Source organism: Nocardia sp. NPDC127579 (genome assembly GCF_042672005.1).
In the GTDB taxonomy this organism is placed as follows: Bacteria; Actinomycetota; Actinomycetes; order Mycobacteriales; family Mycobacteriaceae; genus Nocardia.
Window position 1 is genome coordinate 181,595 of record NZ_JBHXVZ010000005.1, and the last position, 23,182, is coordinate 204,776.

Annotated in this window: 22 protein-coding genes; 9 read left to right on the plus strand and 13 right to left on the minus strand. The window is 69.4% G+C overall.

Features of this window, described 5'->3' with window-relative positions; all coding sequences use genetic code 11:
* Positions 1–6 precede the first annotated feature (6 nt).
* Genes ACFVMC_RS18920 through ACFVMC_RS18930 form a run of 3 tightly spaced genes read right to left on the minus strand, consistent with a single transcriptional unit; the run spans position 7 to position 2,670 of the window.
* The gene (locus tag ACFVMC_RS18920) at positions 7–819 is read right to left on the minus strand and encodes an ABC transporter ATP-binding protein (RefSeq protein WP_379211866.1); all 813 of its coding nucleotides are present in this window, start codon (positions 817–819) and stop codon (positions 7–9) included.
* Positions 806–1,849: an ABC transporter substrate-binding protein gene (locus ACFVMC_RS18925; protein WP_379211868.1), complete on the minus strand. Its 1,044-nt coding sequence runs from the start codon at positions 1,847–1,849 to the stop codon at positions 806–808. Before ACFVMC_RS18925 ends, ACFVMC_RS18920 begins: the two co-directional genes overlap by 14 nt.
* Positions 1,846–2,670 carry an ABC transporter permease gene (locus tag ACFVMC_RS18930; protein ID WP_379211870.1) on the minus strand — a complete coding sequence of 275 codons (825 nt, stop codon included), beginning with the start codon at positions 2,668–2,670 and terminating at the stop codon, positions 1,846–1,848. The genes ACFVMC_RS18925 and ACFVMC_RS18930 overlap by 4 nt, the downstream gene beginning before the upstream one ends.
* A 174-nt stretch (positions 2,671–2,844) precedes the next feature.
* On the opposite strand from ACFVMC_RS18930, the gene ACFVMC_RS18935 reads away from it, so the two are divergent.
* On the plus strand, positions 2,845–6,615 hold the full coding sequence (locus tag ACFVMC_RS18935; RefSeq protein WP_379211872.1) for a hypothetical protein: 3,771 nt from the start codon (positions 2,845–2,847) through the stop codon (positions 6,613–6,615).
* Here the strand turns inward: ACFVMC_RS18935 and ACFVMC_RS18940 are convergent.
* Complete coding sequence (locus ACFVMC_RS18940) at positions 6,612–7,664, minus strand: saccharopine dehydrogenase family protein (RefSeq protein ID WP_379211874.1); 1,053 nt, start codon at positions 7,662–7,664, stop codon at positions 6,612–6,614. The genes ACFVMC_RS18935 and ACFVMC_RS18940 overlap by 4 nt on opposite strands.
* Positions 7,665–7,755: 91 nt before the next feature.
* Here ACFVMC_RS18940 and ACFVMC_RS18945 point away from each other — a divergent pair, with 91 nt between their 5' ends.
* Together ACFVMC_RS18945 and ACFVMC_RS18950 are read left to right on the plus strand one after the other, a co-directional pair.
* A complete protein-coding gene (locus tag ACFVMC_RS18945) occupies positions 7,756–8,625 on the plus strand; it encodes an AraC family transcriptional regulator (protein ID WP_379211876.1) in 870 nt (289 codons plus the stop codon).
* Positions 8,626–8,656: 31 nt separating this feature from the next.
* Positions 8,657–9,151: a phosphoribosyltransferase gene (locus tag ACFVMC_RS18950; RefSeq protein ID WP_379211878.1), complete on the plus strand. Its 495-nt coding sequence runs from the start codon at positions 8,657–8,659 to the stop codon at positions 9,149–9,151.
* Positions 9,152–9,440: 289 nt separating this feature from the next.
* Here ACFVMC_RS18950 and ACFVMC_RS18955 read toward each other — a convergent pair whose 3' ends face one another.
* Both ACFVMC_RS18955 and ACFVMC_RS18960 read right to left on the minus strand, forming a co-directional pair.
* Positions 9,441–11,510, minus strand: coding sequence for a WD40 repeat domain-containing serine/threonine protein kinase (locus ACFVMC_RS18955; RefSeq protein WP_379211880.1), 2,070 nt, complete (start codon positions 11,508–11,510; stop codon positions 9,441–9,443).
* 27 nt (positions 11,511–11,537) lie between these two features.
* Positions 11,538–12,617 (minus strand): LLM class flavin-dependent oxidoreductase, encoded by a 1,080-nt coding sequence (locus tag ACFVMC_RS18960; RefSeq protein ID WP_379212417.1) that lies wholly within the window; start codon positions 12,615–12,617, stop codon positions 11,538–11,540.
* 134 nt (positions 12,618–12,751) lie between these two features.
* Between ACFVMC_RS18960 and bla the strand changes: the two genes are divergently transcribed.
* A complete protein-coding gene (gene bla / locus ACFVMC_RS18965) occupies positions 12,752–13,648 on the plus strand; it encodes a class A beta-lactamase (protein WP_379211882.1) in 897 nt (298 codons plus the stop codon).
* 48 nt (positions 13,649–13,696) lie between these two features.
* Here the strand turns inward: bla and ACFVMC_RS18970 are convergent, their stop codons facing one another.
* Complete coding sequence (locus tag ACFVMC_RS18970) at positions 13,697–14,668, minus strand: LysR substrate-binding domain-containing protein (RefSeq protein WP_379211884.1); 972 nt, start codon at positions 14,666–14,668, stop codon at positions 13,697–13,699.
* 48 nt (positions 14,669–14,716) lie between these two features.
* Here ACFVMC_RS18970 and ACFVMC_RS18975 point away from each other — a divergent pair, with 48 nt between their 5' ends.
* The gene (locus ACFVMC_RS18975; protein WP_379211886.1) at positions 14,717–15,652 is read left to right on the plus strand and encodes a serine hydrolase; all 936 of its coding nucleotides are present in this window, start codon (positions 14,717–14,719) and stop codon (positions 15,650–15,652) included.
* On the opposite strand, the gene ACFVMC_RS18980 is transcribed toward ACFVMC_RS18975, so the two are convergent.
* A complete protein-coding gene (locus ACFVMC_RS18980; RefSeq protein WP_379211888.1) occupies positions 15,588–15,941 on the minus strand; it encodes a winged helix-turn-helix transcriptional regulator in 354 nt (117 codons plus the stop codon). The two genes, ACFVMC_RS18975 and ACFVMC_RS18980, sit on opposite strands and share 65 nt — an antisense overlap.
* Before the next feature lie 75 nt (positions 15,942–16,016).
* Between ACFVMC_RS18980 and ACFVMC_RS18985 the strand changes: the two genes are divergently transcribed.
* On the plus strand, positions 16,017–16,646 hold the full coding sequence (locus ACFVMC_RS18985) for an FMN-dependent NADH-azoreductase (RefSeq protein WP_379211889.1): 630 nt from the start codon (positions 16,017–16,019) through the stop codon (positions 16,644–16,646).
* A gap of 120 nt (positions 16,647–16,766) precedes the next feature.
* On the plus strand, positions 16,767–17,699 hold the full coding sequence (locus ACFVMC_RS18990; protein ID WP_379211891.1) for an alpha/beta fold hydrolase: 933 nt from the start codon (positions 16,767–16,769) through the stop codon (positions 17,697–17,699).
* Here the strand turns inward: ACFVMC_RS18990 and ACFVMC_RS18995 are convergent.
* Together ACFVMC_RS18995 and ACFVMC_RS19000 are read right to left on the minus strand one after the other, a co-directional pair.
* The gene (locus ACFVMC_RS18995) at positions 17,680–18,342 is read right to left on the minus strand and encodes a response regulator (RefSeq protein ID WP_379211893.1); all 663 of its coding nucleotides are present in this window, start codon (positions 18,340–18,342) and stop codon (positions 17,680–17,682) included. The genes ACFVMC_RS18990 and ACFVMC_RS18995 overlap by 20 nt on opposite strands.
* Positions 18,339–19,436, minus strand: coding sequence for a sensor histidine kinase (locus ACFVMC_RS19000; RefSeq protein WP_379211894.1), 1,098 nt, complete (start codon positions 19,434–19,436; stop codon positions 18,339–18,341). Before ACFVMC_RS19000 ends, ACFVMC_RS18995 begins: the two co-directional genes overlap by 4 nt.
* A 163-nt stretch (positions 19,437–19,599) precedes the next feature.
* On the opposite strand from ACFVMC_RS19000, the gene ACFVMC_RS19005 reads away from it, so the two are divergent.
* Together ACFVMC_RS19005 and ACFVMC_RS19010 are read left to right on the plus strand one after the other, a co-directional pair.
* Positions 19,600–19,911, plus strand: a complete 312-nt coding sequence (locus ACFVMC_RS19005) for a DUF6223 family protein (protein ID WP_379211896.1) — start codon at positions 19,600–19,602, stop codon at positions 19,909–19,911.
* Between the two features lie 46 nt (positions 19,912–19,957).
* On the plus strand, positions 19,958–20,419 hold the full coding sequence (locus ACFVMC_RS19010) for a flavodoxin family protein (RefSeq protein WP_379211898.1): 462 nt from the start codon (positions 19,958–19,960) through the stop codon (positions 20,417–20,419).
* A gap of 3 nt (positions 20,420–20,422) precedes the next feature.
* Here the strand turns inward: ACFVMC_RS19010 and ACFVMC_RS19015 are convergent, their stop codons facing one another.
* From ACFVMC_RS19015 to ACFVMC_RS19025, 3 genes are all read right to left on the minus strand, one after another.
* Positions 20,423–21,289, minus strand: a complete 867-nt coding sequence (locus tag ACFVMC_RS19015) for an SDR family NAD(P)-dependent oxidoreductase (RefSeq protein ID WP_379211900.1) — start codon at positions 21,287–21,289, stop codon at positions 20,423–20,425.
* 106 nt (positions 21,290–21,395) lie between these two features.
* The gene (locus ACFVMC_RS19020) at positions 21,396–21,917 is read right to left on the minus strand and encodes a hypothetical protein (protein ID WP_379211902.1); all 522 of its coding nucleotides are present in this window, start codon (positions 21,915–21,917) and stop codon (positions 21,396–21,398) included.
* Positions 21,918–21,980: 63 nt separating this feature from the next.
* Positions 21,981–23,069, minus strand: coding sequence for an MAB_1171c family putative transporter (locus ACFVMC_RS19025; RefSeq protein WP_379212419.1), 1,089 nt, complete (start codon positions 23,067–23,069; stop codon positions 21,981–21,983).
* Between the last annotated feature and the right edge of the window lie 113 nt (positions 23,070–23,182).

Here is a 23,182-nt window from a genome sequence, read left to right on the forward strand (position 1 = left end):
GCCGGGTCAGGCGAGGGCGGCGGATTTGACCGCCAGGCCGACTTCACGGCGCAGTGCGGCGAACTCCGGCGCAGCGCGCAGGTCGTCCGGGTCGACGCCGGCGCGAGGTAGGTCGACGCGAAGATCCAGGGCGATCCGGCCCGGGGACTTGGTCAAGACCACGATGCGGGAGCCCAGGAAGACGGCCTCGTCGGCGCTGTGGGTGACGAAGACAGCGGTGCGGCCCGATTCGGAGCCGACACGGCGCAGGTCGTCCTGGAGACGTTCCCGGGTCAGGGCGTCCAGGGCGGCGAACGGCTCGTCGAGCAGCAGCAGGGAGTGCTCGGCGGCCGATGCGCGAGCGATGGCGACACGTTGCTGCTGACCGCCGGATATCTCCCAGATCCGGCGGTGCGCGATGTCGTCGAGGCCGACCTGTCGCAGCAGTTCGTCACGTCGCGCGCCGCGCTGACCGGCGGGCACCCCGGCGTACTTCAACGCGAGTTCGACATTGCCGCCCACCGTTTTCCACGGGAACAGCCGCGGCTGCTGGAACACGATGCCGGCCGTGCGACCGGGGGCGGGGGCGGTGCCCGACACCTCGATACTGCCCTCGGTCGGCGGCGCGAAGCCCGCGATCAGCCGCAGCAACGTGGACTTGCCGCAGCCGGAAGCACCGACCAGCACCAGGAATTCACCCGGCGGTATGTCGAGATCGATCGGCCCGACCGCGGTGACCGCGCCGAAGCGGTGCGTGACCTGCCGAATCCTTATGCCGCCCTGGCCGAGCGCCGCAGAGGTGGCCGAATCATCCTGCGCGAGCGCGTCAATCGAGGACACCGGGCAGTCCTCGCACGTAGATCGCCGCTTCGATTGCCTGACGGGTCGGCGCGGCGGGAATCTGCTTCTGCGCGACCAGGAATTCCGCGGCGCTGTGCAGACTGGCCGCGACCTGACCGACCGCCCCGTCGGTGCCGAGCCACTCCCCGGAGGTCAGCTGCTGCTTGGTCAGGAACACACCTTGGCTCAGCTGCCGTGCCGCGTCACCGGGGGTGGCGCCGATCTCGGCGGCGACCGCCTTCGCAGCGTCCTCCGGCCGATTCTTGATCGTGTCGATCGCGCGGGTCTGCGCTTTGCGCCAGATGTCGACCACCTCGGGATGCGCCTGGGCGAAGGCTGTGGACACCACGCCCAGATCCAGCGTCGGCTTGCCCGCGGTGGCGAGTTCGCGGCTGGTGATCAAGGTCTTGCCGCTCTTGCGCAGCTGATCGAGCGTCGGCAGCCAGGTGTAGACGGCATCGATATCGCCGCGCTCCCAGGCCGCGAGCGAGGCGGCGGGTTGCAGGTCGACCAGCTCGACCTCGTTGACGCCGAGACCATTTCGGTCCAGCGTGGCCAGCAGACTGTAGTGCGCGGTGGAGGCGAAGGCGGTCGCGATCCGCTTGCCGCGCAGATCGGCGATCGACTCGATACCGGTGCCGTTGCGCGCCACCAGCGCCTCGTTGTCACCGGCCACGTCCAGCACGTAGGCGACCTGGTACGGAATGTTGAGCGGCGCGGACAATCCGCGCGCCACCGGGCTCGACCCGAGTGCGCCGAAGTCGACCTGCCCGGCGACGAACGCCGTGTTCACATCCGCGCCGGAATCGAACTTCGTCCATTCGATGTGGTGCCCGGGCAGCGCGTCCTCGAGCCAGCGGTTGTGCTTGACGATCAGATCACCGCTCGGAAACGTCTGGTACGCGAAGCGAATCGTGGGTTTGCCGTCGTCGGAACCGGAGCGGTCCACGGCGCAGCCCGCGATCGCCAGCGTCAGCGCGCCGATGATCGCGAACGCGATCGCTCGCAGCCGGGAACTCCTGGGGCTCATATCTTTCCTCTCCACGGCACCGTGCGCCGTTCGGCCGCACGCAGCAGACCATCGATGGCCAGACCGGAAAGGCCGATGGCGGCGATTCCGACCAGTACGACCGGGGTGTTGTTGTAGTTGCTCGCGTCCTTGACGACACCGCCGATACCGGGCAGGCCGTTGAACAGCTCCGCCGCGACCACCGACGAGTAGGCGATACCGACGGCGAGGCGGACACCGGTGAAGGTCTCCGGGAGCGCGGCCGGGAGCACTACGTCGCGAAGCACCTGGCCGCGTGTGGCGCCCAGCGCCCGTGCGGCCGCGACCAGCGCGATCGGCGCGGCGGCCACGGCCGCGGTGGTGGCGATGGCGGCGGCCGGCAAGGCCGCGAGGGCGAGCAGAGTGATCTTGGGCGCCTCGTCGATGCCGAGCCAGATCACCAGCAGGAAGAAATACGCCAGCGGTGGCAGCGCGCGCAGGAAGGTGAGCCAGGGCTCCAGAATGCTGCGCAACCAGCCGAAGGTGCCCATCGCGACACCCAGCGCCACACCGAGAACGATCCCGACGACGACACCGGCCAGCACCCGGCGCAAGGTCATATACAGGTGTTCCCACAGCAGATAGCCCTGATAACCGACGACATCGTCGTGCACCGTGGACATCTCGACCGCCGCCCGCCACACCGTGATCGGCCGCGGGACGAAGATCTCGTTCCAGATCCCCGCCACCGCGACCGCCTGCCAGACGGCGAGGAACACCACGACCGACAGCAGCGGCAGCACCGCTCGCACACCGGGTATCCGGCGGTGCGCAGCCGGAGTCCGGATGCTCACCGCCACCATCGGTCACCCGGCGCGATCATGGTGCGCCGACCAGCGGCGCCGAGAGGGAAGCTGCGAACCATTCGACCGATCGAACTCGGCGCGGCCGTCGCCGACCAGGTATTCGCTCGGCCGGATCCGAATTCCCGGCCGCGTGATTGACGGGGTTCGAGCAGGTCGTTCATGATCCTGCGTATGAACGGTCTGGTGGGGGTGGTCGTCGCGGCGCTGGCCGCGGGCGCCGGCACCGGCTTGCGCCCCTACACCGAGTTGCGGGATTCGATTCACGGGCGCTACCCCCAGGTCGAGCTGCCGGAACTGCGCACCGAATCCGCACGCCGCGCTCTGGCGCGCCGGCTGGACGCTGCCGGTGCCGACGCTGATATCGAGTTGCTCACCACGGCAACCGAATTGCTTGCCGCACTGCGGGCGGGCAGACCCCGGGGCGGGATGGTGGCGGGCATCGATCTACGGGACGTGCATGCGACAGCGATCCGGATCGGGGCCGTCCACTCCGCCGGTGACGGTGTCCTGGGCGAGCAGCTCGAGGTCGGCGGCGAGATCGTCATCGAATCGGTCCGGGCCGGCCGGGCCCCCCGGGAAGACGCGAACTATTCTGCGCCCCACACGGATTCAGGAATAGAGCCGCTCGCTGTCGTCCTGAGCAATGTCACCGCCGGCGGCGGCATCTATATCGCCGGCTCCACACCGGCACCCGCCTCGCTGGCCGGGTCGCCGTATCGCACGCATGTCGCCAGTTACATCGCCCCCGCCGCGGGTCTGATCGACCGAGATGCCGAACTCGCGTTCATCGGCGACTTCTGCCGGGGCAGCGGCTCCTACCTGTGGATCCGGGCCGACCCCTGGGCGGGCAAGTCCGCCCTGCTGTCCGCTCTGCTGCTGACGCCACCCGAGGGCACCACGGCCATCGGCTTCTTCATCACCAATCGCTATGCGGGCCAATCCAACCACCTCGCCTACACCGAGGCCGTACTCGAACAGCTCGCGGCTCTGCTGCCCCGGCGCCGTGCCATCGTCGCCTCGACGAACGGCAATCGCGACGGACTGCGCGAACAACTGCTCGCCGAGGCAGCCGAACACAGTGCCGCCCAGGGCAAACGGCTCGTGCTCCTGGTAGACGGGCTGGACGAGGACCTCGGGCTCACCACCTTGCAGACAACCATCGCCGACCTGCTCCCCCGGCAGCCGCACCCGAACCTGCGGGTGATCGTCGCCAGCCGGCACGGTCCGGCCATTCCGATCGCGAGCGATCACCCGCTCGCAGCCGGTGCGCGCTATCTGCTCACACCGTCCGCGCACGCGCGCGATGTCGCCGAGCGCGCGCACCGCGAGCTCCGGCATCTGCTGAACGGATCGCCCGAGCATCGGCGCCTGCTCGGCCTGATCGCAGTCGCCCATGGACTCGCCGATACCGAGCTGGAGGACCTCACAGGCTTGCCTCCCTACCGTATCGCCGGCCTGCTGACCAGCTCCGGCGGCCGCAGCCTGCGTATCCACGTGACCGACTCCCCAACGCCCGCAGTCACTTTCGTACTCGCCCATGAGACGCTCCAGCGCAGCGCCGAGCAACTGCTCGGCGCGGAACTGGATGTCCATCGGTCCGAGATCCACGACTGGGCCGAGCGATACCGTGCCCGGGCCTGGCCGTCCGGCACGCCGGATTTCCTGCTCACACGGTACTTTCGCATGCTCGAACACTTCGAGGAGGTCGAGCGCATGGGGCGGCTCGCGCTCGATGAACGGCGCCACGATCGGTTGCTCGACAGCGCCGGTGGTGATCTCGCCGCGCTCATGGAGATCCGCACGACGCAGCAGTTGCTCGTCGCGCGGTCCCGACCGAATTTGCTGCTCACCATGCGGCTGGCCCGGCGGCGGCAGGAACTCCGCCGACGCAACCAGCATATTCCCGAGCGACTCCCCCAGGCCTGGGCCCGGATCGGTGAACCGCGACGCGGCGAGAACATCGCACACGCCATCCCGAAGCTCGACGTGCGCGCCGCAGCGCTGACCCGGATGCTCCCCGAACTCGGCGAGCAGGACGCACGCCGGATCACGACCGTTGTCGAATCGCTCATCGACGCTGTCGGCGGGACTTTCGAGCAGGTCGCGGTCCTGACCGAGCTCGCTGTGGCATTGAACGGAATCGGACGCCGCGCGCACGCCGAACGGGTCGCCGACCGGGCCGGATCGCTTGCCGGGACCATCTCCGAGCCCCGCGCCAAGAGCCATGCCGAGGCGCGCGTAGCCGGGGCGTATATCCGCCTCGGCGCTCATGATCGTGCACGCCGAGTCGCTCTGCGCGCACTCGAAACTGTCAGCGCTCTACCGGATTCGGCAGCGCAGGCGCAGGCCGTCGCGAAGATCGCCGGTGCGGTCGCCACGTCCGGCGATCGGGAACTCACGGATCGGCTCGTGACCGAGGCACTGATCCTGGCCGATATCTCGATGGGCTATGCCAACTACGTGGGACTCCGCAGCGAACTGAGCAGAGCTCTCTCCACCGTCGGAATCCACGAACGCGCGGAACAGCTCGTCTCCGACGCACTGGGCTTGATGTTCAGTTTCAGCACGAACGCCGAGTACAGCTATGCGCTGGACTGCGTGAGCGCGGCAATCGGATCGCTGCTCGACACCGATCGTGCCGAGGAGATCGCTTCCGGGCCATGGATTCGCGCCAACGACCACTTCTTGACCGAGTCCGTGACCACGCTGGCCGGCATCGGCCGGTTCGATCGTGCCGGAGCCCTGGCGCGGACGATCTCGGCGCCGGCATTGCGTGCCGGTGCGTTGACCGAAATCGCCCTCGCCGTCGCCCTCGCCGGCCACGTCGAGCGGGCCCGGACCGTTGCCGAAAGCGTGGCGACCGCCGCACGTTTCGACCGCGGTGGCCAGGATTTCGACGCCCGCAAGGGATTGGTCGCCGCTCTGGTACGGAGTGGAGACATCGATCGCGCCCGACGATCGACGCAGAGCGCGGACTCGCGGAAACGCACCATCCTGCTGGCGAGCATGCTGGAAGCCCTTGCTGGGATATCGGATCGAGCAACGATCCGCCGAATCGTGGGTGACAAGGCATTTCTCCGAGCTCTCGCCGAGCAGACGGACCTGTTCAGCAGCATCTCGAATGTGGTGCATGCCCTGGTCACCATCGGAGAGCACACCGTCGCGGAGGACATCGCCCGTCGTACGGACAGCATGGGGCGCACACGGGTCTTCGGCTATCTGATCTGCTCGCTGGCCGCTGCCGGCGACCTGGAGAACGCGCGCCGACTCGCCGAAGACGCCGAGGCAATCGAGCGCTCGAACGTGTGGCGGACCGCCAGAATGTCCGAGAATCTCCTGAACCACGCGCGTGTGTGGGCGGACGAGGATTGCGCGGTTCTGGCGACCGCATTGGCGGCCGCCGGGTACCCTTCCCGGGCCGAAGCCCTCGCCGCCACCATTCCCGAGGTCACGAATCGTGTGTGCGCGCTGGCCCGGGTCGCGCGCGGCACCGATAACGCCCGCGCGCAGCGACTTGCCGCCGAATGCTCGGCCCTCGCCGATACCATCGCCGACCCACAGGCACGCAGTGTCGCACTCGCCGAACTCGTGACAACCGTTGCCGCCATTCATGATCTGGATCGCGCCCGCGCCTTCGTCACGGCCGCCGGCCCCGCACACCGCGACCTCCCCCGGCTCAGCTTCACGGTGGCCGCCTGCACCCTCGGCGATCTGGAACAGGCCGAAACGGCCGCCCGCGGCATCACCGACGAGGATCACCGGGCGACCGCGTTCATCGCGCTGGCCGAGGCCGCGGCAACCTCGGAACCCGACCGGGCGCGATCCTTCCTCGCCGAGGGCTGGCTGTCCGGGGCATGGCATCGCCCCTTGTCCACGCTGAGCGTTGTCGCGCCGGAACTCCTCTCCGAGGTTGCGCGCGAACTCGATCCACCCCGCGCCTAATCGATGTCGATGCTCCACCGCACCCCGTGCGGAGTCAGCGCGGCCAGGAAATCGGCGGGGTCGAAGGCCTGGGCGGGGGCGAGCACTCCGGCGGCGGGCGGATCGGCGACGAGGCGGCGGGCGGCCTCGACGGCGATGGAGGCGGTGGTGCCGTAGGTGTCGGTGCCTTCGATGACGCCGCGGGCACGGCGACCGTCTACGGCGACGACGTCCAAGACGATGGTCCAGGTCCCCGCGGCGCGCTGGGCCGCGGTCGGGCCCATCGGCAGGGCTTCGATCATGTCGTCGGTCAGCGGCGTCGCGAACAGCGCCCGGGTCGATTCCTCCACCGCGCCACGGACATTGCGGATCGAGGTGTGACGCGGTACGGAGACGGCCTCCTGAAGCGGGAACGAGCCGACGGCGACCGGCTCGGTACCGCCCGGCAGGATGACCGGCGCGAGCTGGTCGAAGGGGCCGGGCCGCCAGGCGCCGTCGAGGTAGGCCACACCCCCGTCCGCCATGGTGTCGGCGACGCCGAGCATGGTGCGGATCGAACCTCGAGACATGGCGGCGTCGCCGCCGAAGCGGTGCACGGAGGTGAGCTCGGCGAGCGGGCCGAGCCGGTCCGCGATCAGGCGGGCGAGCAGGTCGCCGGGCACGCCGCCGTCGGTCGCGGCGGGAACGACCGTCACGCCGGCGGATTCCGCCGCGGCGGAACGGGTTCGGTAGATCTCGTGCAGGAACAGTTGTTCACCACAGGTGTCGACGTAGTGCGCTCCGGCCGCGACGGCCGCGTCGACCACCCGGGCGCCGGTGGGTGTGAACGGGCCCGCGCAATTGATCACCGCGTCCGCACCCCGGAAGGCCGCGACCAGCGCCGCGCCATCGTCGACGGTGGCCACCCGCACCTCGGCGTCGGTCAGATTCGCTTGGGCAGCAGCGGATTCCAGCTTCTCGGCGTCACGACCGGCGAGGATGACTGTGCCGCCGCGGCGGTCCAGTTCGGCGAGCACGAGCGCGCCCTGGAAGCCGCTCGCGCCGTAGACGGCGATGGTGTTGTTCGACATGTCCAGAACAGTATGGACAGACGATGAGTCACCCAATGATCCTGAAACTCAGAAAGATACGTAGGAGACTCATTCATGCCACGATGGATGCATGGATGTGCTCAGTGACGTGATCTCGGCAATGCGCATCGGCGTACCGCACTCCTCGCGGACCCGGCGTATCGCGCCCTGGCACGACGAGTTCGCCGCGGCGCCGGGGGCGGGGTTCCACATCGTGCTCGCCGGATCCTGCCTGCTCGTTCCCGAACTCGGCGCCCCGATCACGCTGCGGGTCGGCGACGTGGCCTTCCTGGCACACGGGTCCGGCCACGCGCTCACCCACACCTCCGACCTCGCCGACACCGTATTGCTCTGCGGCGCTTACCAACTCGATCCCCGGCGAGCACATCCACTGCTCGACGGCCTGCCCGAGGTGCTGCACCTGCCCGCCCGGCTCGGACACGACGCGGGGCTGCGCGCCACCGTCGAGCTGCTGGCCGCTGAACTCGAACAGGGCCTGCCCGGGTCCTCCAGCACCGTGGTCGCCCTGCTGGACGTGCTGTTGCTGCTGATCCTGCGCACCTGGCTGCGCGAGAGCACCGCACCGGCCACGGGATGGGCGGCCGCCCTCCAGGATCCGGGCATCGCGGCAGTCCTGCGCGCCGTGCACGAGGACATCGCGCACCCGTGGACCATCCAGGAACTGGCCGGGATCGCCGGTATGTCGCGAGCCACCCTCGCCCGCCGATTCACCGCCCTGGTGGACCGCGCCCCGCTGGCCTATCTCACCTGGTGGCGTCTGACCACCGCCGCGCACCTGCTGCGCGACACCGATGCCACCCTGGCCACCATCGCCGGTCAGGTCGGCTACTCCTCCGAGTATGCCTTCGCCGCCGCATTCAAACGCCGGCACGGGCTCGCCCCCGGCCGCTATCGCGCGGACCGGGGAGGCCGCGAACCGATCACCGCGCTGGTGGTCTAGGTTCGTTCCACCACCGTCGAAGGAGCCACGCATGTCGGATCGGGAAGAACTCACTTGGGACCTGTTCGGTACCGCGAGCCGCGAGCTGGCCGAGACGATCGCCGGCGACGGGTTCGAACCCGATCTCATCCTGTCCATCGCCCGCGGTGGGCTCTTCGTCGCGGGCGCGCTCGGCTACGCCCTCGACGTCAAGAACCTGCACGTCATGAACGTCGAGTTCTACACCGGCGTCGACCAGCGCCTTGATCTGCCGGTCATGCTGCCGCCGGTGCCGCAGGCGGTGGACCTGGCGGGCGCGCGGGTACTGGTGGCCGACGATGTCGCCGACACCGGCGCGACCCTGAAACTGGTGCGCGACTTCTGCGCGGACAAGGTCGCCGAGGTCCGCTGCGCGGTGATCTACCAGAAACCGCACTCGGAGGTCGACTGCGAATACGTCTGGAAGCGCACCGACCGCTGGATCAACTTCCCCTGGTCGGTCCTGCCGCCGGTGATCACCCGCGCCGAACAGGTGCTCGACGCCTAATCGAACGGTTCGTGGACCTGCACCCGATACCACGGACCGTCCATCGGAACATAGGTGTGGGTGGTGGCGTAGGGGGACGCAGGTTCGGACGGCGGTGCACCATCGGGGAAGTAGGCGAAATCGATGCCCGTCGTGAATATCTCCGCTTCGCGAATGCGAAACCGGCAGCCACGATGGGTCTTCGGCTCAGCTACGGACTTGACCGAGTAGATGCCGATCCGCTGGGCATCGCTCGTTGCGACACAGTCCGCCGCCGCCTTCTCCCGATTGTCATGGGCACCAACCCTAGTCAGTGCGTGGGGACTTCCCAGAGCCGGACCGCATCGTCCTCGCCGCTCGAGGCGAGCGTCCTGCCGTCGGGGCTGAAGGCCAGGGCTGTGATCGGGGCGGTGTGCCCCAGCAGCGGTTCACCGATCTGCTGACGAGTCCTGGTGTCCCACAGTCGGATTCCGAAATCACCGGCCATGCCCGCCGCGATCATGGTGCCATCGGGGTGGTAGGCCAGTGACCGCACCTCCTGCGGATGGGCGAAGATGTCGGTCCCGAACCACAGGTCGTGCTGGCGTGTCTCCCAGAGCCGGACGCCGCCGTCGTCACTCGCGGTGGCCAGCAGCTTGCTGTCGGGGCTGAACGCGACCGCGGTGACCGGTTTCGAATGGCTCATGCCGAACCCGATCTCGTCGGCGGTCCTCGGATCCCAGGCCGAGGCCAGCCGGTCGATGCTGCCGCCCGCCAGCCGGGTGCCGTCCGGGCTGAACGCCAGCGCGACATACGAATGCTGGTCGAACGCGAAATTGGTGGTCACCTGTTCGGTGCGCTCGACACTCCACAGCCGGACCCGGCTGCCGATCCCGGAACTGGCCAGCGTCCGGCCGTCCGGGCTGAACGCCACCGTGTCGACCACGGCCGGATGCAGCATCGGCGTCCCGCGCCGCCGGCCCGTCGCGACCTCCCACAGCTGAACGTTGCGGTCCGCACTGGCGGAGGCGAGCAGCACCCCGTCCGGGCCGAAGGCCACCGCGTTGACCTGGTCGATGTGGTCCATGACCGGGCCGACCTGCTGGCGCGTCCGAAAGTCCCAGAGCCGCACCGACTTGTCACCACAGCCGGTGGCCAGTTTCGTACCGTCCGGACTGAAGGCGACCGAGTGCACGGCGGCTGGATGGGCGATGACCAGGTGCGCACTCGACGGAGCCGCCGCACTCCCGGCGGCCGCGCGATTCCGCCAGGCTCCGAGACCGACCGCCGCCGGAACCGCCACCGCCGGTAGCGCCACGGCGGCGATGAGCAAGCGCCGCCGCGATACGGCGCGCCGGGGCTGGTCCCCCGTATCCGATTGCCGCCCCGAAGGATCGGAGAGCAACGCGGGGTCCGACCGTGATGCGGGACTCGACGGCGCCCCGGGAGCGGAGGGCACCCCATGGTGTGGGGACGACTGCGACAGACCGGGGGGCGACACCATGGGATCAGTGCCGGACCACACCGGACCAGCGGGGGCGACCATGGTCGGCGCGACCCGGGACGACGGGTCGAGCGCGTGAAAAGCCGCCTGCGCGAACGCTGTACAGGTCGGGTATCGCTCGCCGGGGGTTTTCGCCAGCGCGGTGGCGATGACCGTGTCCAGGTGCGGCGGCAGGCCGGGGCGCACCTGTGCGAGTCGTGGGGGTGGCGCCGCGAGGTGTGCGTGGATGGTGGCGCCGAGGGTGGCGCGCGCGAACGGCACGGCACCGGCGAGCAGGTGGTACAGCGTGCACCCCAGGGCGTAGATGTCGACGCGATGGTCGACGGGTTCACCGCTGAGCAGTTCGGGGGCCGCGTAGGCGAAACTCGCTCGGACCGACTGCGTCATGGTGATGGTGTCGTCGAGACTGCGGGCGATACCGAAATCACTGATCAGCACGTGGTCGGCGCCTGGCACATCGTGATGCGCCGCGATCAGCAGGTTCGCGGGTTTGATATCGCGGTGCACGACACCGAGTTCGTGTGCGTGGTCCAAGCCCGCGGCGGCCTGGGCGATGATCCCCACCGCCCGCTCGGCTGTCAGCTGCTGGGTGGACAGGAGCCGTTCGGCGTCGGGACCGTCGATGAACGCCATGGCGATCCACAGCAGATCGCCCGCGCTGCCCCGATCCAGTACCCGAACGATATTGGCGTGATCCAGCCGCGCCGCGATATCGGCCTCGCGCTCGAACCGCGCTCGCGCTTTCGCATCCCGCCCCAGCGCCGTGTCCAGCACTTTCACCGCGACATCGCGAGGCAGACGCGGATGCCGAGCCAGGTACACCGCGCCCATACCGCCGACGCCGAGCAACCGGATCACCGTGTATCCGCCGACCACCGTTCCGGGTTCGAGTGCCACCCGAAATCGCCTCCCCCTGTGTTGCCTCTACTGCCCGGGCACCGGTGGAGGCAGGCCACGGTGGTGCGCGAGCATCCTAGCAGCGTCGCTCGCGGGCTCCAGGGTGGCATTTTCGTGATCCCCCAGCACCGCCTGCCCGGTCAGTTCCACCGATCGCAGCCGATCCTCGATACCTTGCGCATGATGGGTGGTGATCAACTCGTCCGCGTCGAGGGACGCGGCGAAGTCGTCCAGGTACGCGCGTACCTCGGCCGGGGTGCCGACGGCGGTGTACTTCGTCATCCCGGACAGTTGGCTGCCGTTCGGCGAGGCGAGGAAGGCATCGATCTCCTCGTCGGTGAAGTCGCCGGCGGCGGGGCCGCGGGCGATCATGGCCCGGGCCCGGGCCCGGTAGGCGACGGTCTTCTGCTCGATGGCCGCGGCGCGGTCGTCGGCGGCGAAGACATTCACTCCGGCCATGACATACGGCTCGGCGAGCTGATCCGACGGCTTGAAACCGTCGCGGTAGACGGCGACCGCCTCGTGCAGGGCATCCGGGGCGAAGTGCGACGCGAACGCGTACGGCAGGCCCAGATGCGCGGCGAGCTGCGCGCCGAACAGCGACGAACCCAGGATATACAGCGGAACAACGGTTTCCGCTCGCGGCACGGCCTGCACACCGGGCACCCGCGAATCTCCGGTCAGATATCCCTGGAGTTCGAGCACATCGCGCGGGAAGTTCTCGGCCGAGGACGGATCGCGCCGCAGCGCGTACATGGTCTTCTGGTCACTGCCGGGCGCGCGGCCGAGCCCGAGGTCGATCCGGCCGGGGAACAGCGACTCCAGGGTGCCGAACTGTTCCGCGATGACCAGCGGCGAATGGTTGGGCAGCATGATGCCGCCCGCGCCGAGCCGAATGCGCTCGGTGTGACCGGCGACATGACCGATCAGCACGCTGGTGGCGCTGGACGCGATCGACCGCATGTTGTGGTGTTCGGCGTACCAGACGCGGCGGTAGCCGTTACGTTCCGCGGTCTGCGCGAGCGCGACGCTGTGGCCGAAGCTGTCGCGGGCGGTCTGGCCGCGCGTGACGGTCGCCAGATCGAGGATCGAGAGTGCGAAGGGCATACGAGTGTGCAACGCCGCGGGCCGGCTCCGATATTTCGCCGGACGCCGCACGCTGGCCTGATAGGCATTCGAATATCGTTCGACATCCGCTTCGGTCTTGGACATCCGGGCCGTCGGCATGATGTCGTGTCGACATGATCAAGACCGACAAGATCGCGCTCCTGCTGGCCGCCCTGCTGCCTCTCGTGGGCGCTTGCGGGACCGATACCACCGAGACCGTCACCGCCGCACCCACCGCAGTGTCCCGGCTGGCCGAGATCGAAACCACCCGCCACGCCCGGCTCGGCGTCTTCGCCGTCGACACCGGCTCCGGCCGGACCGCCGGGCATCGCGCCGACGAACGCTTCCCGATGCTGTCCACATTCAAGACGCTGGCCTGCGCGGCGCTGCTGAAGGCCCATCCCCTGGCCACCGGATACTTCGAGCAGGTGATCCGCTTCACCGAGGCGGACGTGGCGAAGGCCGAGGGTTCGGCGGTCAGCGGCAAGCGGATCGACAGCGGCATGACGGTACGCGAATTGTGTGATGCCGCAATCGCTTACAGCGACAACGCGGCGGCGAACGAGGTACTGAAGCTGCTCGGCGGTCCGCAGACGGTGACCGAGTTCCTGCGCGGTATGGGTGATCAGGTGACCCGCCTGGACCGCTGGGAACCGGAGGTGAACACCGCGATCCCCGGCGATGAACGCGACACCACCACCCCCGCCGCCATCGCCCGCGATTATCAGGCCCTGACTCTCGGCGACGTCCTGGCGGCACCGGAGCGCGAGCAGTTGACGACCTGGTTGAAGGCCAGCACCACCGGCGGCAGCCGGATTCGCGCGGGCCTGCCCGCCGACTGGACCACCGGCGACAAGACCGGCACCTCCAGCGCCTACGGCACGGCCAACGACGTAGCGGTCACCTGGCCCGCCGGCGGCGGAGCGCCCATCCTGATCGCGGTACTGACCACCCACGCGCAGGAGAACGCCGAAACCGACAACGCCCTGATCGTCGACGCGACGAAAGACGTTGTCGCCCAGATAAACTGAAGATTCACCCGTAAGAGCGCCAGCTAACCGGCCGTCGCACCCGAGCGGTCAGCGCAGCGGGTCGACCGGGTTCCGGGCGTAGACGACCGACCACGGCCGACTCTCGGAGCTGCGCAGTGCGGTGGCCGGGGCGTCGGAAGCGGCCATGACGGTGGTGATGGCCCGGGCCACCCGCGCAACCGCGGGGTGGGTGGTGGCGGCGGACCAGACCGTGGTGACGCTGCGCTGGAGCGGGCGACCGGTCAAGGGGCGCCAGGCAATTCGGGGTTCGCGACGGGCCAGGGGCTCCTGGAGGAAGGCGATGCCGGAGCCGGCGAGCACCAGTCCGAGGGTGAATTCCTGGTCGCGGGCGTGGCGGACGCGGGCGGGGATGAACCCGTGCTCGCCACAGACCTCGAGGATGTGGTCGTGCCAGCCGGGGGCGGTGGCGCGGGGCGGCAGGATCAGGTCGTGCCCGGCCAGGTCCCCGAGGTCGAGTTCGGGTAGCCGCGCGAGTGGGGAGGTGCGCGGCAACGCGACGCCGAGCGGGACCGCGGCGGTGGGGCCGCACACCAGGTCGGGGGCGTCGACGGGATGCAGGACCAGCCCCACATCCAGTTCCGCGGTCGCGAGCAGCCGCAATTGCTCGGCGGTGGTCAGTTCCTGGAGGTCGATGGTGAGCATCGGCGCCTGCTCGGCGAGCGCCCCCGACAGCGCCCGCAGGGTGGGCGCGGGCGTCTCCGCGAGCACACCTACCCGCAGCGTGCCGAGCTCACCCGCCCCCGCCTTGCGCATGAGCGTCCGCAGTCGCTGTTCGGCGGCCAGCATCGAGCGCGCCTCCTCGACCAGCAGCTCACCGGCCGCGGTCAGCGCGATCGTGCGCCGCGACCGGTCGAACAGCACGACGCCCAGATCACGTTCCAGCCGCTGGATCGATTGGCTCAGCGGCGGCTGCGCGATGCCGAGAGTTTCGGCAGCCCGCCCGAAATGCAGTTCCCCAGCGACGGTGAGGAAGTAGCGCAGGTGCCGAGCGAGATCCACGCGGACAACGATATTCGATCGGCTATCGGTCCCGGTTATCGTGGCGGAATGAGTACCGAAGCGATCCAGCGTCTCTTCGACGAGATCCCGGTGCGCGGCACGCTGCACGCACTTGATCTGGCCGACGGCCGACAGGTCGAGCTCGGCGCCGACGAGCAGGTGGTGATCGCGTCGATCTTCAAGATCCTGCTGGTGCTGGAGTTCTGCCGCCAGGTGGACGCGGGCCAGCTGGATCCGGCCGAGCGCGTGCTGATCCGCGCCGCGGATCGGCTGGGCGGCTGGGGCACCGCGGGCTGCGCGGACGACATCGAGGTCTCGCTGCGCGATCTGGCGTACTTCGCGATGTCGGTGAGCGACAACACCGCTGCCGATCTGCTGCTGCACCGGATCGGCCGGGACACTCCAGCGCTGCTGGCCGCCGAGCTCGGCCTGGACCGCACCCGCGTCATCGGCGGGCCGCGCCAGCTCCTGGAGTCGATGCTCGCCGACGTGGGCGCCCGCGACGGCGGCGAGTTCGCCGCGATCTATCCCACACTCACCGCCGAGCAGGTGGCGGACATGCGGGTGTTCCAGCCGGAGCACACCACCTCGAGCACGGCCCGCGAGATCACCCGCCTGCTCGCCATGATCTGGCAGGACACCGCGGGCACCCCCGCGGCCTGCGCCGCGACCCGGAACCTGTTGCGCCACCAGATCTTCTGGACCCGGATCGCCGCGGGCTTCCCCGACGAGGTGCGGGTCGCCTCGAAAACCGGCACCCTGCCCGGACTGCACATGGAGGCAGGCGTGGTCGAGTATCCGGACGGCGGCCGCTACGCGCTGGCCCTGTTCGCCCGCTCCGGCGAATTGGGCTCGCGCCGGCTCGATATCGATCTGGCCATGTCGCGGGCGGCGCGGCTCGCGGTGGACGCGCTGCGGCTCAGCCCGCCTCGGCGATCGGGCCCCGGACTTCGGCGCGATACCGTTCGCCCCACTGTTCCATGAGGTCCAGCAGCGGCCCCAGCTCACGTCCGAGCGGTGTGAGGTCGTATTCGACGCGCGGCGGGACCTCGGGGTAGACGGTGCGGGTGATCACCCCGTCGCGTTCGAGTTCGCGCAGTTGCAGGGTGAGCATGCGCTGGGTCGCGCCGGGAATCACGCGGCGCAGTTCGTTGAACCGTGCCGCCCCCAGCATCAGCTGGTAGAGCACCATGCCCTTCCATTTGCCGCCGATCACATCGAGGGTGACTTCGATGGGGCAGTCCAGGTGGAGGTCGTCTTTGCGTCGCGTCATGGTGACAAAAATGGTACCGAGTCACAGAATTGTGCGCTCTTACGCGTGGTCGCAGGCTCGGGCACGCTTCCCGGTATGACCACCTTGCTTCAGCTCGACGCCAGCCCGCGCGGCCCCCGTTCGCATACCCGCGCACTCACCGAGGATTTCGTCGGCCGCTGGGTGCGGCAGCGCCCGGAGGTGACGGTGACCTACCGCGACCTGGGTGTCGCGCCGCCGCCGCATCTGACCGAGGACTGGATCGCCGCGGCGTTCACCGAGCCCGCGCGGCGCACGCCGCGGATGCGGGCGGATCTGGCGACGAGCGACGCGCTGGTCGACGAACTGATCGGCGCCGATGTCCTGGTGCTCGGCGTACCCATGTACAACTTCGGGATTCCGGCGATGCTCAAGGCCTACATCGATCAGATCGTGCGCGTCGGCCGCACCTTCGGTTTCGACGCGGAAGCCGAAAACCCGTACACCCCACTGCTGCCCGCGGGCAAACGCGCGTTCGTCATCGTGTCCACCGGCGACAGCGGATATCAGGCCGACGGTCCGCTCACCGCGCTCAACCAGGTCGAACCGTATCTGCGGACGGTGTTGGGCTTCATCGGGATCGATGAGCTCGAGTTCGTCTACGTCGGCAACGACGAGTTCGGCGGCGATCGGCTCAGCGAGTCGCTGGCCGCCGCACACGACCGCGTGGCCGAATTGGCCGCGTAGCACCACCCTGGGTGGGGATCCGGTCCCCCTGCGGGGCCCGGGTCTCAGCCGTCGGGGCGGTGTCGTCCGGCCGGGCGCTGACGCAGAGTGGGGTAACTCTTCCAGCGAACCGGAGCGGCCATGTCGAGTATCAGCGTCACCCACCTGGAGCGCCGGGTTCTGGTCGCGGCGAACGACGGTGTGCTGCTGGCGGTTCGGGTATGCGGACCGCGCGACGCCCGGCACACGGTGGTGCTGCTGCACGGTCATTGCGCTCGGGGCGAATCGTGGACCGACGTGCGGGCCGCGCTGCGCCACAGCGGCGCCCGGATCGTCAGCTACGACCATCGCGGTCACGGCGGGTCGGGCATCGCGGCCCGCAGCACCTACACCCTCGAACAGCTCGCCGACGATCTCCGATCGGTGCTCGACGCGCTGGCACCGACGGGATCGGTTGTGCTGGTGGGTCATTCGATGGGCGGGATGGCGGTGCTCACCTATCTGGCGCGGAATCCGCACGAGGTGGGCGCCCGGATCGCCGGGGTGGCGTTGATCGCCACCGCAGCCGGCGGACTGGCGGAGGCGGGATTCGGCCGCCTGCTGCGCAACCCGCTGATCTCGGCGTTCCAGACCGCGGTAGCGTTCGCGCCGCGGCTGATGCAGCGCGCGAAGCTGGTGGCCGCCACCGTATTCGCGCCGGTCATCCGCACCGCCGAGTTCGGCGATCGCCGAGTCGGCCCGCGCGTGCTGGCGCTGGCCGCCGCCATGCGCAATCAGACCCCGATCGTCACGATGGCGGCATTCCTGAGCGCCTTCGCGGCCTTCGACCGCACCGACGCGCTGCGGCTGCTGGGGCGGATTCCCACGCTGGTGCTGTGCGGTGGCGCGGATCTCATGACACCGCAGGCGCATTCGGTCGCCATGGCGGCCGCCGTCGACTACTGCGATCTGGTGTTGCTCGAGGGCGCGGGGCATTCGGTGATCATGGAGCGGCCGGTGGAGGTGGCGGATGCGATCGGCCGTCTGCTGAGCCGCGCGGCGCATCCGGCCCCGGTCACCGCGGTCGCGGCGTGACCAGGCCGGATTCGTAAGCGAGAACGACCAGTTGGGCCCGATCACGTGCGTGCAGCTTCGTCATGGCCCGATGCACATGCGTTTTGGCGGTGAGCGGGCTGATCACCATGCGGGCGGCGATCTCGTCGTTCGAGAGCCCCTGCGCGACAAGGGCTACCGCCTCACGCTCGCGCACGGTCAGTTCCTCCAGCCCGGAGGTGACGCGGGGCGCGAGCGGCTGGGTGACGAACCGGTCGATCAGGCGACGGGTGATCGACGGTGCGAGCAGGGCGTCACCGCGGGCCGCGACCCGGACCGCGTGCAGGAAGTCCTCCGGCTCGATGTCCTTCACCAGGAATCCCGCGGCGCCCGCCCGCAACGCGTGGAAAACGTACTCGTCCAGACCGTAATTGGTCAGTACGACGACGTGCACGCCGGCCAATTCGGGGTCGGCGGCGATCTGCCGGGTGGTCTCGATACCGTCCGTCACCGGCATCTGGATATCGACGAGCGCGATATCGGGGCGGTGCCGCCGGGCCAGTTCCAGGCCCGCGCGGCCGTCGGCTGCCTCCGCCACCACCTCGATATCGTCCTCGAGTTCGAGCAGGGCGCGAAAGCCGCTGCGGATGAGCGGCTGGTCGTCGACCAGCAGGACACGAATCATGCCGGGTCCACCGGCAATTCGGCCTGGACCGAGAATCCGCCCGCGGTTCGGGGCGCGGCGTGCAGTTCGCCGCCGAGTGCGGTCACCCGTTCTCGCATGCCGAGCAGTCCGACGCCCGGCGCGGGCGGGCGGCGCGGGTCGGCCCGGCCGTCGTCGTCGACCCGGATGACCAGGGTGTCTGGGCGATAGTCGATGCGTACCCGGACGGTCGCGGCGTCGGCGTGGCGGGTGATGTTCGTCAGCGATTCCTGGACGATCCGGTAGCCGGTGCGGTCGAGGGTGACCGGCAGATCGCGGGGCTCCCCCGCGATCGCCAGCGTGGCGTCCAAACCCGTTGCCCGGGTGGTGGTCACGAGATCCGGGACGTGGGCGAGACCGGGGCGTGGCACGGTGTCGTCGTCGCGCAGCGCCTCGAGCGTCGCGCGCAGTTCCCGGGCCGCTTCCCGGCCCGCCTGCCGGATGGCCAGCAACTGCTCCGGCACCGCCTCGCCGCGTCGGCGCGCCACGTGCACGGCGGCTTCGGACTGCACCTTGATCACCGAGATCTGATGGGTGAGCGAATCGTGTAGTTCGCGTGCGATGTGCAATCGCTCCGCGTCGGCTCGGCGGCGCGCGGTCTCCTCGCGGGTTCGCTCGGCCTCGTCCGCGCGCTGTTCGGCCTGCCGCAGCGCTTCGCCCGCCGCACCCGCCGCGATCAGCCAGGCGATCTCGAGCGCACCTCGGGCCTGGGCGAATGCCACCCCGGCCGCGTGCACCGACACCAGCACCGCGAGCGGGAGGGTGGCCAGCACCAGCACCGCCACGGCCACCGTGACGATCCGGTGTCCCGCGCGCACGCCCGCGTACACCGCGAGAACGAACGCGACCGCGGGCACATCGATTCCGATCGCCTGATATCCCAGCGCACACGCGCCGGTCGCCACCAGCACCGGGACCGGTGCCCGCCGCCGCCAGACCAACGCCAGCCCACTGAGTACCAGCAGCCCGTATCCCACTGGGGCAAGGCCGGACTCGGGGCGTTCGGCAAGACCCGCGACCAGGACGACGGCCGCGACCGCGACGCCGATCGCCCAGTCTCCGAGTCGTCCTCGCATGGCTGAACCATAGCCCCGCGGCCGCGCGGGCAACACCTGCGCACGGAGACTTCCGCACTACTACGTACGCGGTATCCCCGCGCGGAACCGCAACCCCCGCGGTAGGCGAAAGAGCCTGTTCCCGGCGGATGCCCGCCGCCGGTCCAATGCCCATGCTGAAGCCATGATCACTCTCGCTGCCACCACCGGCATGACCTCCGGACGTCTCGGCCCCACCCTCACCGCACTGGTCGGGCTGGCCGCCGTCGCCCTTGCACTCCGGGCGTTGCGCTCGGCCTCGCGCCGCACCGCCCTCGCCGCCCGCACCCTCGGCGCGCTCAGCCTGACAGCCGGCACGATCTTCGCCGTCACCGCCGCCGGTGGCCCGGGCACCGGCAACGGCATCGTCGGCGCGTGGGCCGCCATGGGCCTCGGTCTGGCCGCTGCGATCCTGGGCGGGCGCACCCTGAATCGCCGGAGCCGCGCCGGCGGCTAGGCTGGCGGCGGGAGTTCCGAGTCGCTCGGAGAAGGGAAGGTCAGGGATGAAGGCCGTCATCGTGTGTACGTCGGTGTCGCATGGCAATACGAAGCGGGTGGCCGATGTCATCGGGGAGGTGCTCGACGCCCGGGTGGTCACACCGGATCAGGCCGAGCTGGACGGGTACGACCTGGTCGGGTTCGGGTCCGGCATCTTCCTGGGTTCCTTCCACGCCGACCTGCGGGAGTTCGTACGGACGCTGCCGCAGGTATCGGGAACGAAGGCATTCGTCTTCGCCACCAGCGGTTTTCCCGACGCGGGACTCCAGCGGTTCTCGCGGCCGATGGTCGAAGCGCTGGGGCACAAGGGATTCGATGTGGTCGGCACCTACTCGTGCCGCGCCTTCGATACCTACCTGCCGTTCAAACCGGTCGGCGGTATTCGCAAGGGACGGCCGAACGCGGAAGACCTGGCCCAGGCCCGCAGCTGGGCCGAGGGGCTGCGAACCGAGATCACAACCGGCTGAGGTTCACATCCCCTGACGAAAGAACTTGGCGCGGATGTTGTCCAGCTTCTCCGGGATGATCTGATCCAGGAGCACGGTGAGCCGCCCGAGGATCGGAGCGACACGTCGCGGGCGATCGATGACGCCCGCGGCGATGGCGTGCGCGGCCTGCTCCGGGGTCAACGCGCGCGCGTCCTTGTAGATCTGGTTCGGCGCCAGCATGGCGGTGCGCACCATCGGCATGAACACCGAGGTGAAACGCACGTTATCGGAACGGGTTTCGACCTGTAAGTTCGCGCATAGCGAGTCCAGAGCGGCCTTGGACGCCGCGTAGGCGGCGTATCCGGGTGCCCCGGACATATTGGCGATCGAGAGCACATTGACGATCGAGCCGTACTGCCGTTCCCGCATGCCGGGCACCACGGCCAGCATCAACCGCACCGGAGCCTGGTAGTTCAGCTGCATGGTGCGGTCGTAGTCGTGTGGCCGGTCATAGGATTCGTCCAGCCGGCGGCGAATCGACCGGCCCGCGTTGTTGATCAGCACGTCCACGCCGCCGTGGTCGGCGAGCACCTGCTCCACCATGGCGTCGAGCGCGTCGAAATCGGTGAGATCACAGGGGTATACATACGGTTTGCCGCCGAGGGTCTCGATCTCCTTGGCGACCTCGCGCAGTTCCTCCTCGCGGCGGGCGACGAGGCCGACCGTCGCGCCGGCCGCGCCGATGAGCAGGGCCGCGGCGCGCCCGATCCCCGAGGACGCGCCGGTGATCAGCACGGTTCGCCCCGCCACCACGTCCGCGAGGGTTTGCTTGCGCCGCAGCCTGGCCAGGCTCAGCTCGGTATCCATGCAGCGCGTGATCCGATGGAACCACTCACCAATTCCAAACATAGTGAGCAATGCTAATTGACGAAACTGACGCCGTATAGTACTCAAATCGATACCGCCCCAGGTCTTCTCGTGACCTTCGGTGGTGTATTGCACCGTGCAAGACTCGTTACGAAAGCAGCCCCTGGGACCGGCAGCGATTCCAGATCGCGGTGGACGGCGAACCGCCCTTGCGCTGCACATCCGGCAGATCCAGGCAGACCGCCCGCTCGTACGCGACCCGGCGCTCCTCCTGGAATCGCTCACGCTTGGCCGCGCCCAGGTATTCCTTCTTGACCGCCCCCGCGTACTGCCGCTCCAGCTCGGCGACCAGCGCCAGGTATTTCTCGCGGTCCGCACAGGCCTTGCGGCGCGCGTCGTTGGTGGCCTCGGGTGCACCGAACATCCGGCGGCGGGCCTCCTCGTGCGGCCACTTCAGCATCTCGGTGGCGTACATGTTCTGCGCGGCCGCGATGGCCTGCAAACCGGACTCCGTGTAGTTCCAGGAGGTCTCGCACAGAGTCGCCGCGAGCAGCCGGGACACATCCTGGTCGGGGGCCGGGAAAGCCACTGCGACTGGTGAATTGGTGACACAGAGCAATCCCGCGAGTACGGCGGCGGCGGTCCAGCGACCGCTACGCATCGATGTCATGGACGCCGACCGTAATGGAGGATCACCCCGGACCAGCGCGAACACGCCGCGCCGACTACGGCGCTACCGGCTCGCGCGCCGCCAGACCCGCGACAGTTCGAGCAACTGCCCGAGGTCGGTCTCGAAATCGCCCGCACCGTGCGGTCCGGTCACGACCGGCACCCCGCGCGGGGCCGAGCCTGCCTGTCGCGCGCGCACCGCGTGCGCGACCCGGGTCGCGTAATCCTCGATCGCGTCACCGTGCGGCCGATCGGCGGGCATGTAGGGCGCGAGATGCAGTAGCGCGTCCCGGATCTCGACCGTCATCCGGAACATGCGGCTGCGGGTCCCCGCGCTCGAAGCCGGGTGCATCACGATCTCCGGCACCGCGGACGTGAGGTCGCGCCACAGCGGATCCAGTCGCCGGCAGACGCGGCCCTCCCGATCGAGGCCGACCGCGTCGAGCAGCGCCATGACCAACGGAAACAGCGGCGGCACGGCATTGACGACCATCCCCGCCAGGAACGCCAGCTCCATGCGCGGCAGATGAGGGCCCAATCGTGGCCACCCGAGCGCGAGTTGCGCCACCGAGAGCACACCGGTAACCCACACGAACACGGTGCTGAGCACCATCGCCGCGACGACGACCCGCTCCGCGTCGACCAGATTCCCGCCCCGATACTCACGCACGACGCCGCGCACGAAGGCACCGGTATTCATCACCGTCGGGATACCGACCGCGACCGCGATCACGAGCCCGGTCCAGCTGCGATCCAGCTCGAACGGCCGCCCGGTGCCGTACACCGTCGCACCCGCCACCCCCAGTGCCAGTACCGACAGCGCCGCGACGAGCCCACTCGACCGCCGACGACGGCGCACCGTGGCCGTGGTCAAGTCGTCGTGGCGGGCGTACCCGAGCGCGTGCAACTGCGTGGTCGCCACCACGACGCAGCACAGCGCCGCCGCCGGCGCCGGAAAACGGAACAGCAGCAGCGCCGCCAGCCCCCACCCGAACAGCCGGTTGACCACCACGTCGACCGCCGCCGCGCGAAAGAACAGGAACCGTCCCACCACCAGACCGGCGATACACAGGATCAGCGGCCAGGCGAGAACTCCCGGCACCAACGACGACAACGAACGGACCTTCCAGCAACGAACCGACTCCGGGCACAGTACGCAGGCGCCCCCGCGGCGCGCCGCGGAATGGGCCGCTACTCCGACCGTTCGATGGTGACCTTCAGGTTCTTCATGATCGGCCCAGTCGCGCGGTCCGCTTGCTGCTTGCT